The following is a 14,632-nucleotide window of genomic DNA, read 5'->3' as shown; positions in this document are numbered from 1 at the left end:
GTATAATGGCGCCAGTTATTTTTATTTAAGAGCACCCCATGGCGAAGAAAAAAGGCAAGCCTGCTGAAATTGAAGAAGAAATTGAATACGTATCAAGAACAGAGCTCAAGCGCGAAGCGCAAGAGTTTCATCAGTTAGGTTCTGAAATTGCCAAAATGGGTAAAAAGCAGCGTGAGCGCCTACCATTAAATGACGATTTAAAAGAAGCAATGGTTGTTGCTGATAAAATTAGCAATAAAAGTGATGCATACCGCCGTCACTTAAATTACATCGCAAAAACGCTTCGCACAGTAGAAAACATTGAAGATATAAAAGCTATTATCGATGTAATGCTTAATAAAAATAACCAAGCTGAAGTATTGGTTAAAAAAATAGAGCAACTGCGCTCAGACTTAATAGAACAAGGCGACAGCCTGATAAACGAAACTATTGAGCAGTTCCCTTCGCTAGATCGTCAAAAAATGCGTCAATTAGTGCGCAATGCTGCAAAAGAAGTAAAAGCTGAAAAGCCAGGTAAAGGCTATAAAGAGCTTTTTCAGTATTTAAAAGATGCGCATACTGTCACGTATTAAAGTGTAATACGTTGTGATTGAAAGGTGCTTTGGCACCTTTTTTGTTATAGATCAACATCCCCCCTCAGTTACTTTTTTATAATCACGGCTCTACTTAAAACTCAGGTGTGCGTGATGATAAAACTTCCTCAATGGGACCAAGCTCTCATTAATAAATACAATGTATCTGGTCCGCGGTATACATCCTATCCTACCGCTTTATCTCTGAGTGAAGGATACGATAAACACGATTTAATCAGCGCCGTAGAGTCATCTCAATCTCGTTCGCTTTCTTTATATATCCATATTCCATTTTGTAGTCAGCTTTGTTACTACTGTGGTTGTAATAAAATTATTACTCGCCACCAATCAAAAGCCGATACTTATATAGACTTTTTAGCAAAAGAAATTGCCGCACACGCACCTTTATTTAAGCACTACAGCGTTGAGCAACTGCATTTAGGTGGAGGTACCCCGACTTTTTTAACACCCCAACAAATGAAGCGCTTAATTACGCTACTTGAACAGCATTTTAACTTTACCAGCACAACTGAGCGCGGTATTGAAGTCGACCCACGCTCGCTTGCTGAAAATATGCTGGTTGATTTAAGAATGCTTGGCTTTAACCGAGTGTCGTTTGGGATTCAAGACTTTAATGACGACGTGCAGCTTGCAGTTAATCGTCCTCAAGATGCAGATAACGTTAAACAGTTAATTACTCAGGCACGTGAATTGGGCTTTAAATCAATTAACGCCGATATGATTTACGGCCTACCACTGCAAACACCCGACAGCTTTAAACAAACAATAGAGCAACTCATTGAGCTTAGTCCTGATCGTGTGTCGGTATTTAATTATGCTCACTTACCAGAGCGATTTGCCGCACAACGCAAAATTAAAGAGCATGACTTACCAGATGCGCACGATAAGCTAACTATGTTTAAAAATACCTTAGAGCAGATGACAAAAGCGGGTTATCAGTTTATTGGTATGGATCACTTCGCGAAAGTAGACAATGAGCTGGCTGTCGCACAAAATGAAGGCAAATTGCATCGAAATTTTCAAGGTTATACCACACATGGTAATTGTGATTTATTAGGGTTAGGTGCATCGTCTATTTCACAAATTGGCACGGCTATTTTGCAAAATAAAAAGGAGCTGAAGCATTACTACCATAGTATTGAAACGCAAAGCGGCTGCGCACTTAGTAAAGGCATGCATTTAATCCATGATGATGTTATTCGAGCTGATGCTATTAAGCAGCTTATTTGTCAGTTTGAACTAAATATAGATGAGTTTGCTAAGAAGTATCATATTGAGTTTGATAGCTACTTTGCAGGCGCATTGACTTCACTTAAACCACTTATAGACGATAAAATGGTGATTATTGAAAACAACCACATACGTGTCACACCACGGGGGAACTTATTTATTCGTATCATTTGCATGTGCTTTGATGCTCACTTACAAAATCAAATCAACGCAACGCGTTTTTCCCGGGTGATTTAATCCACTCATCAAATGATACTAATTCGCTTAATTAAGCGATCTATTTTGAGGCTGGAAAAACGTATTGATAGCTAGGCAAAAAACTCGCTATTTAGTTGTTATAAATAAGAATTATTTACCGCATTTAACGACACGTTTAGCCCCGTAAAATGATTAAGTATTATTGCGGATTGGTATAATATGGGCACAAAAAAAGCATACCTAGGTATGCTTTTTTATGTTTTTTACGCTACTTTAATTAAATACCACGTTTTCACTACCTGGGGCAGCTTTGAACTCAGAAATAATTTTAACGCAATCGGCCTTAATCTCATCACTGTAGCTTTCCTCTGCACGCCAGCGCGCAGTGTCTTGCTTAAAAATTTCTTTTTTAGAATATTTTTTACGTGCGTCGTGTGTAGGCATTTCTTTTACCACTTGGTACATTTTATAAATACCAGGATACTGTGTGGTTAAATCTCGTTCGTCTTCAAAACCGTATTGCGACATAAGCACCCAAACGCGCAAACATCCCTCTGAAAACTCACACTGCTCTTCATTCATTGCACGCGCTATTAAATGAATACTGTCGGCAAGCTTAGCATTTCGCTTTAAACGAGACGCTGCAAGCTTTTGCTTTTGCTCAGCTTGTGTTTTAGCTATTAACTTTTTTTGCGCACTTAACTTATATAACAACTGACCCGCATAAAATGCCAAACCAGCTATAATGATAGCGCCTAAACATAAAGCCACGATAACTGCAGTACTCATTAAATACCCTTAATTACTTATCTTCGTCTTCATCATCGTCTAACCATTCACTGGCAAGATCATTTGATAAATACTGGTCGAAGTCTGAATTGCTCTCTTCGCCAAAATCATCTTCATCATCAAACTCATCTTCGTCTTCAAGGCCTAATAACTTACATAGAACCTGATGACGAGCAATGCGGCTATTGAAGTACTTCGCATCTTTACCAGTCAGCATCTCACCGCCTTCATGACGCTCCACTAGCTTGAGTAAACGCACATCATTTTCAAGCTCTTCAAGCTCTTGCTCTGGCGAAAGCTCTGGTTGAATAACTTTCTTAAGTTCAACAGCTGGTTTTAAGTTACGTTTCATTTCTACTTTTGGTTCAGCAGCAACAGGCACTAAAGACACCGGCTTTTTACTACCAATGCGCTTATCTCTTGAACTTGAATGCGATGCTTGGCTTTGTTCTTCAAGCAAATCTGGCGCATTACGCGAACCTGGCTTAGCACCTTTGGTTTTTTTAACACGCTGCTCTTTTAACGCACGCATTTCTTTAAGCTTATCTTGGCTTAAGCGAACAGGTCCATTTGATGGGATTTTACGTGACTTTTTCTTTCTACTCATATCTTGATCATCTCACTTAAGAGGTTTTGAGCGAGGCGCAAATTAATAGGCATCGCAATGCTGGCAAAGCCAGAAGAATTCAGTTTGCGCTTAAGAGGTTGGGCTACTCTTTAAAATTACGCACTAGCAAATTGCTAAACGGTGGGTATTGTAACAGGACAAATAAAAAGGCGGTAGAGAAAACATCTCTACCGCCTACTAATCTGAGCGCCATTGAATGGACACTTCTCCCTTCGACTTTTTAGTCTTTGTTATTTTTATTATTATCTGTCCGTATTGTTATTATTTTTACGTTCCTTGTTTCATTCCATTTTGTTTTTATTATTAAACTTCCATGAGTTATTTTATTATTTTCGGTCATCCTGACACTTTTGTAGTATTTCCTTTAGTAGCACTATCATTGTGCTATGTAGTCGTGCCGCGCTACTGTCCTTATAGCTGTTTCCATTTTTTTATTGTTTTTTGCGACAGGTGTTAATTTACTCGTTAATAATTTTGTTACAACTGGTTTATATCTTTTTTCTTACATTGCACCTATGTTCAAATAAAAGCCTATTTAAATAACAATAACTTAACAAAAAAAAGACGTTTAAAATAAGACTTTTACCATACACCGGCATGGTCAATGTCTCACAAAGTAAAAGACAATATCGCCAATTTCAGACACAAAAAAGCAACCGAGGTTGCTTTTTTTTTCATATTACACTGTAGTTGGTATCTAAATTTAGATATATACGACTTTAGTGTAAACCACCTAAGTACTTAGAAAGCACTTCAATGTCTTTGTCTGTTAGCTTTTTAGCTATATCACCCATCATACCGTTAAGGTCATTATTACGAGTACCATTACGAAACTTTTCAAGCTGAGACTTGATGTACTCTGGGTGCTGAAAAGATACTTTTGGAAACTTAGCTAACGATGAACCGTTACCACGAGGACCATGACATGAAGCACATGAAGGAATTCCTCGCTCTGCATCACCCGCTTTGTAAAGCATTGCGCCTACTTCAACGACGTCTTTAGGTGTTGAACCTTCTGACATGTTTAATGACGAAAAATAAGCTGACAGATCTTTCATGTCTTGTTCGCTTAATGGCATTGCCATTGCGCTCATAACAGGATCCATACGGCCCTCTTTTCCGCCTGAAGTCATACCTAGTTTAAATTCCTGCAATTGCTTGAGGATATAATCTGGGTGTTGGCCTGCAATTTTAGGGTAAATATTAACCGGCGCATTGCCGTCTGGGCCGTGACATGCCGCACACGTTGCTGATTTTTGTTTACCTGCGTTTACATCGCCATCAAATGCTGTTGCGTTGCTTGCTGACAACGCACCAAGCAGTATTGTTAAAGATAGTGCTATTTTTTTCATGGTGAATTCTCTGTTCCCGACCCTGTATCATCTACAATCATGATGTTGCAATACATATATTCTACACGATAATAAATTCTCTGGCACGTTTTCTACACATATTAAGCTTATAATTTACAGGGTTTTGACTAAGGTGAAGCTTTAATATGCTTTAAATGTACCACAGCCAGTGCTTTTAGGTACTCAAATACGCTTTTTAATACATACTTTATAGTATAAAATACGCACCCTAAGTAAATTTGGTTTACTTAACGTTACTTTTAAAGTTTTAGGAGAGCCTGTGCTCAAATCTCGTATCAAATATAATACCGCGTCTTTCGTTACAAGCGCTCCAGACATCACTAAATTACCTGCTGATACGGGAATTGAAGTTGCGTTTGCGGGTCGTTCTAATGCAGGTAAATCAAGTGCGCTAAATGCATTAACCGATCAAAAATTAGCACGTACAAGTAAAACCCCTGGCCGAACTCAATTAATTAATACGTTTGAGTTAGCCGACGTTGATAACATGCGGTTAATAGATTTACCCGGTTACGGCTTTGCTAAAGTACCAATTGAAATGAAAAAAAAGTGGCAAAAGTCACTAGGTGAATATCTTCAAAAGCGCCAAAGCTTAAAAGGGATTGTTGTTTTAATGGATATTCGTCATCCGTTAAAAGATTTAGACCGAGACTTAATTAACTGGGCAATAGGCAGTGAGATTCCTGTATTAGCTTTATTAACTAAAGCAGACAAACTAAAACAAGGTGCGCGCAAAGCCCAAGTACTTCAGGTACGACGTGAACTAAGCGCACTTGATGGCGATATTACTGTTCATGCTTTTTCGTCTTTAAAAGGCACTGGATTACCAGAAGTTGCGAAAAAACTAGACGAGTGGTTTTTAGGCCCCGTGATCGCAGTACCGCCAGCAGACAAAGCATCTGACGAAAGTAGTTCAGACACCAGTACCGCAAGCTAAGTTAAGTAAAACGCCTCACCCGAAGATCGAATAAAATAGCCGAGCTCATCAGACTCGGCTTTTTCAGCCCACTGATAAAATACACTTCTTGAAATGCGTGCACTACAGCCAAAAGGTAAAATTAAATAAGGCACTTTAGCGCCTTTATAACTTTTTACCTGCAGAGGCTGCTGCTGACTAACAACCCACTGCCTGGCTAAATTATCAATACAACATAATGCCTCGCCTTCAGATGTCTGTTCTAAAAACCAGTCAACAATAATAAATGGCGCATCTACTACTGTAATTTTAATTTTTTCGATAGGTGTTTTTAAATAAAAATATTCATCTTCTTTGCACAACACAGAAGCAAACAACTTAACCATAGGCGCCCTTGTTATTTTACTACCACCGTAAAACCACTCACCTTGGTCGTTTATAACTATTGGCAACTCACCACAATGCGAGGGTTGCCAGCTATCAAAGGGCTTACTCGGCTCACTTAACTGTTTACTGAGCTCATTAAGCGAAATCACTGTTTTTTAAGTGTTAATGCAAATGAAACGGGGATAGCGGTTGCAATAGAAGGTAAACCAGCAAGTTCTTGTAATTGTTTAACCCCCTCTGTCACACCAAAGTCGCCACTATTTATAATAACTGGCGTAAATGAAGCCAGCGTCAAATCACCACTTTTGTTGCTATTTACGAGCACATCAATTACGAGTGATTTTTTGTTGCCATGAAAATTAAGCTCAGCACTAATTCCTTTTAGCACGTAACTGCCCGGTTTTTTAATTGTTGATAACGACTGTTTCAAATTAGCTGTTAGTACGGCTTCTGGAAAAGTATTTACTTCAAATAACAGGCTTGTAAGCCGTTGATTACGGATAGGTATAAACGTCTCTGCCGATGCTAAATCTATATGAATATTAAACTCACCCTCGTCGCTAAGCTTGCCTTCGATCGCAGTGAAGTGATGAGCTTCAGCAATGGTGTCTTTTTTTATAGAAACAAAGCTTATCTGGCTTTTATCGTTGTCTAACTGCCAATTGGCACAGGTAAAATTAGACATAAATAAACTTGATAACGAAAGGCCTGTAATAGCTAACGCTTTAAACATAACGCACTCCTTTAAATATATAAATCAAGAGAAATCTCATTGGATACTATCATTTAGAAATAGCTTAAACCATACTAAAACATGAGATTACAATATCGCAATTAATACCCGATATAACTACGACATTTGAGCATAAGAATGATCACATTAGAATGAAGCAAGAAAACTGAAAAGCGCATAATAAAAAACGGCCTAATAAAAGGTTATTAGGCCGATATAGCAAACTGGGGAGTTGCTAACAATTTGTTGCATCTTTACAGACGCATCATCAACAGGATGTCCCACAGAGTAGGACGGGCGGGACTTTAACAAAAGCACGCATAAAAATACAATCATATTCTGCATTAATAGTTAGAATTGACGAACATGTAACCATTTAGCATAAATAATTACCTATTTTAACCTATTTTTAACTAAATTCTGTTTATAAAAAATTGAAGAATAAGTTACTCATATTTTTAATACACATAAAAAAAGCGCCTATCGGCGCTTTTATTGTTTATAGAATTTAGTGGGCTTGTTCCCAATTTTCACCTTCGTCAGCCTCTACTATTAGCGGTACATCGAGTGAAGCAGCTTGTGACATTAGCTCACAAATTTTTGCAGTATAAGTCTCTGCACAATCAGTTTTGATTTCAAATACCAATTCATCATGCACTTGCATGAGTAACTTAACAGTATTTGGAGATTGCTCATACACCCACTTATTAACACTTAACATGGCCTTTTTAATTATATCAGCAGCGGTGCCTTGCATTGGCGCATTAATAGCTGCGCGCTCTGCGCCTTTACGACGGGCTCCGTTACGCGCATTTATTTCAGGTAAATGTAGTCGGCGTCCAAATATTGTTTCAACATAACCATTTTCTGCTGCTTTTTCGCGTGTTGTTTCCATGTACTCTAATACGCCAGGAAAACGTTCAAAGTATTTATCAATATAATGTTGAGCTTCATGGCGTGGAACATCTAACTGACGGGCTAAACCAAAAGCCGACATACCATAAATAAGACCAAAGTTTACGGCTTTTGCTTTACGGCGCATATCTGTTGTTACGTCATCTAAATCAACACCAAACACTTCTGCGGCGGTCGCACTATGAACATCTAGGCCATTCGCAAAAGCATTAAGTAAACCTTTATCTTGTGAAAGATGCGCCATTATACGCAGTTCAATTTGGCTATAATCTGCTGCAACTATCTTATACCCATCGGCTGCAATAAAGGCTTCTCGAATACGGCGACCTTCTTCTGAACGAATTGGAATATTTTGCAGGTTAGGATCGGTAGAACTTAAACGCCCTGTTGCTGTTACAGCCTGATGATATGACGTATGCACACGTTGCGTTTTCTCATTAACCATAAGGGGTAGTTTATCGGTATATGTTGATTTAAGTTTTGATAAACCACGGTGCTCAATAATCACTTTAGGTAACGGATAATCATGAGCGAGCTCTTGAAGTACTTCTTCAGCTGTTGAAGGTGCACCTTTAGGCGTTTTTTTAATTATTGGCAGCTCTAGTTTTTCAAACAATAATACTTGTAACTGTTTTGGTGAACTCAAATTGAAAGGTTCACCTGCAATTTCAAACGCCTCTTTTTCAAGTTCAATTAAGCGCTCACCTAAGCGTTGGCTATGCGCGCCAAGCATGTTGCTATCAATCGCAACCCCTGTTCGCTCAATATCTGAAATGACGCTTACCAATGGCATTTCAATATCTTCAAATACTGATTTAAGCTTTTCATCCGCCTCAATTTTAGGCCATAGCACTTCGTGTAAGCGAAGTGTTATGTCTGCATCTTCAGCTGCATAAGGCGCTGCTTTTTCGAGTTCAACTTGATTAAATGTTAGCTGCTTTTTACCCTTACCTGCAATATCTTCAAAGCTAATATTTTTATGGCCTAGGTATTTTAGTGCTAACGAATCCATATCATGACGCGTACCTACGCTGTTAAAAACATAAGACTCAAGCATAGTGTCAAATTTAATACCATTAAGTTCATAGCCAGCATTGGCTAATACGCTTTTGTCGTATTTAAGATTCTGTCCTACTTTTGCTTTATTAGGGTCAGCTAAAATTGGTCCAAGCTTTTGCATCACAAATTCAAGGCTTAGTTGTTCTGGCGCATCAGGATAATCGTGCGCGACCGGTAAATATGCCGCCTCGCCTGCTTTAACGCTAAAGCTCATGCCTACTAGTTGAGCTTGCATGTAATCGAGGCTAGTTGTTTCTGTATCAAATGCAAAAAGCTCAGCGCTATTGAGCTGCTCTATTAGCGTATTAAACTGCGCCTCTGTTAGAATAGTCTCGTAATGAGCCTCTTCAACTTTTGGTAATTCTGTCTCATCAGATGGAACCGCTAAATGAGTTTGTGCATCACTTGGGTTATCTAGCAGCTCAGCTAACCAACGACGAAATTCGCATTCACCATATAACGCAATTAACTCGTCTTTATTTGGCTCTTGTAATTTAAACGTATCAAGATCTGATTCAACCTCAACGTCACACTTAATGGTCGCCAACTCATAACTTAAAGGTAAATGATCTAATGCATTTGCTAATTTTTCACCAATTTTGCCTTTAATTTCGCCTGCGTTATCCATTACACCTTGCAGAGATCCATATTTTTGCAACCATTTTACGGCTGTTTTGGGGCCACAGCCTTCAACGCCTGGAATGTTATCAACTTTATCGCCCATAAGAGCCAGGTAATCAATGATCAGTTCAGGACCAACACCAAACTTTTCAACCACAGTGTCAGGATCTGAAATACTGTCAGTCATGGTATTAATAAGTGTCACATGCTCATTCACAAGCTGAGCCATGTCTTTATCACCGGTCGAAACCAGTACATGGCGTTTTTGTTCAGATGCAATTCGCGCAAAGGTCCCAATGACATCGTCGGCTTCAACCCCTTCAATACTAATAAGCGGAAAACCCATTGCTTTAATAATACTGTGAATAGGTGCTATTTGCGTGCGTAAATCATCAGGCATAGGAGGACGATTAGCCTTGTATTCGCTGTACATGTCATTACGGAATGTTTTACCTTTCGCGTCAAACACAACCACCATATGCGAAGGATCATATTGTCTGATCAGGCTTTTAAGCATATTAATAACGCCATAAATAGCGCCCGTAGCCTCACCCTTAGAATTAGTTAGATGCGGAGGAGAATGATAAGCACGGAATAAATACGACGAACCATCAACTAAAATAAGTGGGTTTTCGGGGATCTGAGCCATGGTGAAATTGGATCCTAAATGCTAAAAATTATGATAATTGTAAGCATGCCACAAGGGTTAAAATAAAACGACTATCAATTAATGCTAGGTATTTTATTTAAGTAAGAGCAAGCTGTGGATAAGTATGTAGATAACAGACACAAACAATCCTTCCAAAGCATATTTAAACGCCTAGAAAAATAATTAACTATATGTTTTAATTTAAAAAAGATAATACGAAGTTCTTTTTTTATTATTTTTAAACCAATGTGGAAAAAGGTTTTTTTATGGCTGCTGATGCCATCACCTACTTTAGTTATTCTCGTCCATTTAAATAACCGGAGGAGTATTCTAGCATAATGGATCGAAGATCATAGCGATCCTTTATACTTTTTTTTATTGGTATTAATTGTGAAATGGTATATGCCGCATTGCAACTTACTTCGCGGATAATTTTCACACAAAAATTAATTTAAAGAGACAATTTAGCTCGTGTTAAACTTCAAACTATAGACTGAATAAATTTAATCAAGGAGCACAAAAGCATGAAAAAAGTAGCAGTGTTATTAGCTGGAAATGGTGTTTACGATGGTGCTGAAATTAATGAAGCTATTTTAACGCTTTTACACATAGCTAAAAACGGCGCAACCTACCAGTGCTTTGCACCAGATGTAGAGCAACTTCACACTATTAATCACCTAACGGGTGAGGAAATGAATGAAAAACGCAACGTATTAGTTGAGGCTGCACGTATTGCCCGAGGCGATATAAAAGCGCTTAACCACCTCAATATTGATGAGTTTGATGCGTTAATAGTTCCAGGTGGTTTTGGCGCTGCAAAAAACTTATGTGACTTTGCTGTAAAAGGTGCGCAAGCAACTATTAATAGTGACGTATTAAACGCGTGTAAAAAATTCGCTACTGCTAATAAACCAGCTGGCTATATGTGTATTGCGCCTGCGTTAATTCCATTTATTTACGATAATGCAAAGCTCACTATTGGCAATGATAATGACACGGCTGCCGCACTCACTTCGCTTGGCGCAACACATTTAAACTGTGACGTTGATGACGTTGTGATTGACCAGCACAATAAAATTGTGACTACACCTGCTTATATGCTTGCTCAATCAATTATTGAAGCCGATGCCGGGATCGCTAAGCTCGTTAATCGCGTATTAGAAATAAACTGACTATAGTTGTGATGGGCATTTACTTACTATTTGAACAAGCTCAAAGGGTAATAAAATTGCGCTAAGCCACTGGTATTTATTGAGCTAACGCAAAAAGTAGTCAGTTTTTAGTAATAAAAATACCTCTTAGCATTTTATAAATTGCCTCAGAGAGTTATAATCGGCGTAATTTCCGTCATCTATATCGTGATTGATCACGTTCAAATCGAAGTGAGCAAGGCAAAATGAAAAAATTAACAGCATTATCAGTATTAGTGTTAGCAACTACAGCATACGCACAGCCATATGATAACTCTATGACTGAAGATGCAATCAAAAAACGTCTCGCACCCGTTGGTGCTGTATACCTTGAAGGTGATAAAGCTGCAGTAGCTGCTGCGCCTACAGGGCCTCGTTCTGGCGAGCAAGTTTATCAGGCTGCGTGCTTTGCATGTCATGGTACAGGAGCTTTAGGAGCACCTAAATCTGCAGACGATTGGGCACCGCGTATTGCCAAAGGCAAAGATACACTACTTGAGCATGCTATTAACGGCTTTAATGCAATGCCTGCTAAAGGCACATGTATGGATTGTTCTGACGATGAAATAAGCGCAGCAATCGATTTCATGACAGCAGAATAATTATCCGTTATACATAAAAAAAGGCTTAACTTGTTAAGCCTTTTTTTATACCTAAAATACGGCTTTAACCATTATTTTTATTGGAATATCAGCTTGACGCTAAGCACTAAAAGTGAAAGTATAAGTCTAATAACTATACAATAATAATATCGGTTACATCATTGGAAGATAAACTCCCTGCATTGAGTAAATTAGCGTACCAAAATAAACGCCTCAAAACGCTACTCGAAAAGTACAAGCAATCACACCATTTGCAAAATGCGCTTATCCAATTATCTGAGCGCGCGAGCACCGTTGCAGAGCTAACCTTATTATATCCCGCTATACACGATATTTTACAAAAGTATGTGCCTAGTAAAAGCTTTTATGTTGTTTTACAAAACCAACAATGCCAATCGTTAGAGCTTTCTTATTTTTCTGACGAAAAAGATGGCATTGCAGTACCACTAAATCACTCTAATAGCTTTGATGAAGGCGCCACCGGTTACGTTTTTAAAGAAGGTAAAACCACTTACTTTACAAAACAACAAATGCAAGACGCTGCCGCTGATGGTTTATTCAAAGCTTTAGGGACACCCGCTGAGCATTGGGTGGGTGTACCTGTGTACCAAGAAAAAAATATTATTGGTGTGTTAGCCGCGCAAAGCTATGATGTAAATCAAAGTTATAACTCTCAGCAAATACAACTTCTTGAAGTTATGTCACTTTATTTAGCGACGGCAATAGAGCGTGTAAAAAAACGTGAATATTTAGAGTCAGAAGTAAAAATTCGTACACGCGCACTCACTCAAAGTAACGATGCACTCAACCTTGAAGTTGCCAATCGCAAACGTGCACTACAACGTCAGCAAATTTTATTTAAAGTATCTGAAATTGCTACCCAAGCTAAAAACCTTGATGACGCTTACGTTAAAATACATGACATAATAAAAACAATTACCTACGCAGAAAACCTCTACATTGCTTTATATGACAGAGACTCAGGTTGGATAACATTCCCTTACTGTGTTGACGAATACAAAGAAAACACTGAGCCCCGTCAATTTGCCAAAGGCTATAGCGAATTAGTTATAAGCACAGAAGAAACGCAGCTTATTAACCCAGAAAAAGCACAAGCGCTATTAAACAGTGGCGTAGTACAACGTTCAGCCCCCGTTCCTAACAAACAAAAAGCCACAAGCTGGCTAGGCGCACCTTTAAAAACATCGCAGGGTGTTATTGGTCTTATTGTGTGCCAGGCATATAATAATAAGCATATTTTCAGCCAAGACGATAACGAATTAATTACCTTTGTATCGCACCAAATAGCGGCTGTTTTGCAAACTAAACTAGCTAATCAGGCCATTGCAAAAAGCCATCAAGAGCTTGAGTTTAGAGTAAACGAAAAAACAAAAGAACTGCAACAAACCAATATGCATTTGCAAATGCAAATTGAAGAACGTAAAAAAATAGAGCAACAGCTTTATCACGACGCTCATCACGACTCGTTAACAAGCTTGCCAAACCGCAGTTTATTTTTGACTCAGTTAGAAAAAACACTTCAGCACTTTCAACGTTTCCCAGACCGCCACTTTGCTGTGCTATTTATCGACTTGGATAAATTTAAAGATATTAACGACCAACTCGGCCATCAGGCTGGCGATCAGTTCTTAATTAATGTGAGTGAGCTTTTTTCACAATGTATTCGTGAGCACGATTTATTAGCCCGTTTGGGTGGAGATGAATTCGTTATTTTACTAACGCATTTAACCGAACCACAACAAGCCGAAGATGTGGCTAATCGTATTATCGATTTAATGAAAAAGCCTTTTAATATTAAAGGTACTTTACTGCAAAGCGGTGCGAGCATAGGTATAAATTACTCTAAACAAAGCTATAAACACACAGATGAAATTATTCGTGATGCCGATGCCGCAATGTACCATGCAAAAAATTCAGGGAAAAATCGTTACGAGTTATTTCACCCGCTACTCACTCAATCGATTGCTGATGTAAGGCAAAAAGCATTGCATCATCTTGATGTAATGCCGATGAATTTTAGAAGCTCAGAAATTATTACTTTAAATGAGCAACAACAATCTGAATCGCTATTTGAAGCATTTGGTGAACACCCTATTTTAGGGTTTACCAGTTTTGACGTTTTGAAAAAATTTGCCACCGACAAAGAGCAGCACCTCAAAGTCGAGTTACAACTGCTAGAGTGTGCTTACGCGCAGGCCATAAACGCCAATGTGGCAATGGCACTAGTACCCTGCTCTGCCTTATTACTCGAAAAACACGAATTTACTTTATTTATTGATGTATTAAACAAACAACGTGGCCCAAGCCAGCTTTGTTTACTTTTTGATGAGCAAGAGATTCGCCATGCATGCGCTACCCAGCTAGAAAACCTTAAGCAATTATCGTTGTTAGGGTACTCAGTCGGCCTAAATAATTTTGCTAAAGACAGATGTGAACTGAATTTATTAACCGATGTTAACTTTGACTATCTACTACTTAGCTCCACCTTCAGTAAACGTATACTGCAGCAAGAAAGCTACGATCTGCAACTGCAAGGTGTGCTTCCTATCACTAAGCTCAAAAAAATAAAGGTAATAGCGAAAGGGCCTTCTATACTTAATTTTAGAGCTTTATTAGATAAACATGGTTTGTCATTTTTTGTTGGTAAACAACACACATTAGCTTGCCCTGAGTCACAGCCAGAACACGTCAGTCAATCAGTTTAAGCCCAGCTTTGGTTATAAAAAAG

The 14,632-nt window shown here is 38.5% G+C and carries 12 protein-coding genes; 6 read left to right on the top strand and 6 right to left on the bottom strand.

Annotated features, from left to right (window positions below):
* The first annotated feature begins 38 nt into the window (after positions 1 to 38).
* Positions 39 to 572 (top strand): ribosome biogenesis factor YjgA, encoded by a 534-nt coding sequence (gene yjgA / locus CWB62_RS13345; protein WP_006793069.1) that lies wholly within the window; start codon positions 39 to 41, stop codon positions 570 to 572.
* A gap of 114 nt (positions 573 to 686) precedes the next feature.
* Positions 687 to 2,060, top strand: coding sequence for an oxygen-independent coproporphyrinogen III oxidase (hemN, locus tag CWB62_RS13340; RefSeq protein ID WP_138530812.1), 1,374 nt, complete (start codon positions 687 to 689; stop codon positions 2,058 to 2,060).
* A 234-nt stretch (positions 2,061 to 2,294) separates the two neighbouring features.
* On the opposite strand, the gene CWB62_RS13335 is transcribed toward hemN, so the two are convergent.
* The 3 genes from CWB62_RS13335 to CWB62_RS13325 all read right to left on the bottom strand — a co-directional run bounded on the left by CWB62_RS13335 (position 2,295) and on the right by CWB62_RS13325 (position 4,790).
* Positions 2,295 to 2,810: a DUF2489 domain-containing protein gene (locus CWB62_RS13335; RefSeq protein ID WP_058403877.1), complete on the bottom strand. Its 516-nt coding sequence runs from the start codon at positions 2,808 to 2,810 to the stop codon at positions 2,295 to 2,297.
* Positions 2,811 to 2,823: 13 nt separating this feature from the next.
* The gene (gene yihI / locus CWB62_RS13330) at positions 2,824 to 3,417 is read right to left on the bottom strand and encodes a Der GTPase-activating protein YihI (RefSeq protein ID WP_058550566.1); all 594 of its coding nucleotides are present in this window, start codon (positions 3,415 to 3,417) and stop codon (positions 2,824 to 2,826) included.
* 740 nt (positions 3,418 to 4,157) lie between these two features.
* The gene (locus tag CWB62_RS13325) at positions 4,158 to 4,790 is read right to left on the bottom strand and encodes a c-type cytochrome (RefSeq protein WP_058403879.1); all 633 of its coding nucleotides are present in this window, start codon (positions 4,788 to 4,790) and stop codon (positions 4,158 to 4,160) included.
* Positions 4,791 to 5,070: 280 nt separating this feature from the next.
* On the opposite strand from CWB62_RS13325, the gene yihA reads away from it, so the two are divergent.
* On the top strand, positions 5,071 to 5,748 hold the full coding sequence (gene yihA / locus CWB62_RS13320; protein WP_138530814.1) for a ribosome biogenesis GTP-binding protein YihA/YsxC: 678 nt from the start codon (positions 5,071 to 5,073) through the stop codon (positions 5,746 to 5,748).
* Here the strand turns inward: yihA and CWB62_RS13315 are convergent.
* From CWB62_RS13315 to polA, 3 genes are all read right to left on the bottom strand, one after another.
* Complete coding sequence (locus CWB62_RS13315) at positions 5,745 to 6,263, bottom strand: DUF1285 domain-containing protein (protein WP_138530816.1); 519 nt, start codon at positions 6,261 to 6,263, stop codon at positions 5,745 to 5,747. The genes yihA and CWB62_RS13315 overlap by 4 nt on opposite strands.
* Positions 6,260 to 6,847 carry a YceI family protein gene (locus tag CWB62_RS13310; RefSeq protein ID WP_138530818.1) on the bottom strand — a complete coding sequence of 196 codons (588 nt, stop codon included), beginning with the start codon at positions 6,845 to 6,847 and terminating at the stop codon, positions 6,260 to 6,262. The genes CWB62_RS13315 and CWB62_RS13310 overlap by 4 nt, the downstream gene beginning before the upstream one ends.
* 508 nt (positions 6,848 to 7,355) lie before the next feature.
* Entirely contained in the window at positions 7,356 to 10,091 is a 2,736-nt protein-coding gene (polA, locus tag CWB62_RS13305) for a DNA polymerase I (RefSeq protein WP_138530820.1), read from the bottom strand.
* 524 nt (positions 10,092 to 10,615) lie between these two features.
* Here polA and elbB point away from each other — a divergent pair.
* The 3 genes from elbB to CWB62_RS13290 all read left to right on the top strand — a co-directional run bounded on the left by elbB (position 10,616) and on the right by CWB62_RS13290 (position 14,609).
* On the top strand, positions 10,616 to 11,263 hold the full coding sequence (gene elbB, locus CWB62_RS13300; protein WP_138530822.1) for an isoprenoid biosynthesis glyoxalase ElbB: 648 nt from the start codon (positions 10,616 to 10,618) through the stop codon (positions 11,261 to 11,263).
* 224 nt (positions 11,264 to 11,487) lie between these two features.
* Entirely contained in the window at positions 11,488 to 11,883 is a 396-nt protein-coding gene (locus CWB62_RS13295) for a c-type cytochrome (RefSeq protein ID WP_138530824.1), read from the top strand.
* 161 nt (positions 11,884 to 12,044) lie between these two features.
* Complete coding sequence (locus CWB62_RS13290; protein ID WP_138530826.1) at positions 12,045 to 14,609, top strand: bifunctional diguanylate cyclase/phosphodiesterase; 2,565 nt, start codon at positions 12,045 to 12,047, stop codon at positions 14,607 to 14,609.
* The last annotated feature ends 23 nt before the right edge of the window (positions 14,610 to 14,632 follow it).

The organism is Pseudoalteromonas sp. S408, assembly GCF_005886645.1.
Classification (GTDB): Bacteria; Pseudomonadota; Gammaproteobacteria; order Enterobacterales; family Alteromonadaceae; genus Pseudoalteromonas.
Note: the sequence above shows the minus strand (reverse complement) of the source record. Positions and strands in the feature narration are given on the sequence as shown.

Coding starts and splice junctions, on each gene's coding strand:
- yjgA (WP_006793069.1), top strand. CDS start 39: ATGGCGAAGAAAAAAGGCAAGCCTGCTGAAATTGAAGAAGAAATTGAA.
- CWB62_RS13295 (WP_138530824.1), top strand. CDS start 11,488: ATGAAAAAATTAACAGCATTATCAGTATTAGTGTTAGCAACTACAGCA.
- yihI (WP_058550566.1), bottom strand. CDS start 3,417: ATGAGTAGAAAGAAAAAGTCACGTAAAATCCCATCAAATGGACCTGTT.
- polA (WP_138530820.1), bottom strand. CDS start 10,091: ATGGCTCAGATCCCCGAAAACCCACTTATTTTAGTTGATGGTTCGTCG.
- CWB62_RS13310 (WP_138530818.1), bottom strand. CDS start 6,847: ATGTTTAAAGCGTTAGCTATTACAGGCCTTTCGTTATCAAGTTTATTT.
- elbB (WP_138530822.1), top strand. CDS start 10,616: ATGAAAAAAGTAGCAGTGTTATTAGCTGGAAATGGTGTTTACGATGGT.
- CWB62_RS13325 (WP_058403879.1), bottom strand. CDS start 4,790: ATGAAAAAAATAGCACTATCTTTAACAATACTGCTTGGTGCGTTGTCA.
- hemN (WP_138530812.1), top strand. CDS start 687: ATGATAAAACTTCCTCAATGGGACCAAGCTCTCATTAATAAATACAAT.
- CWB62_RS13335 (WP_058403877.1), bottom strand. CDS start 2,810: ATGAGTACTGCAGTTATCGTGGCTTTATGTTTAGGCGCTATCATTATA.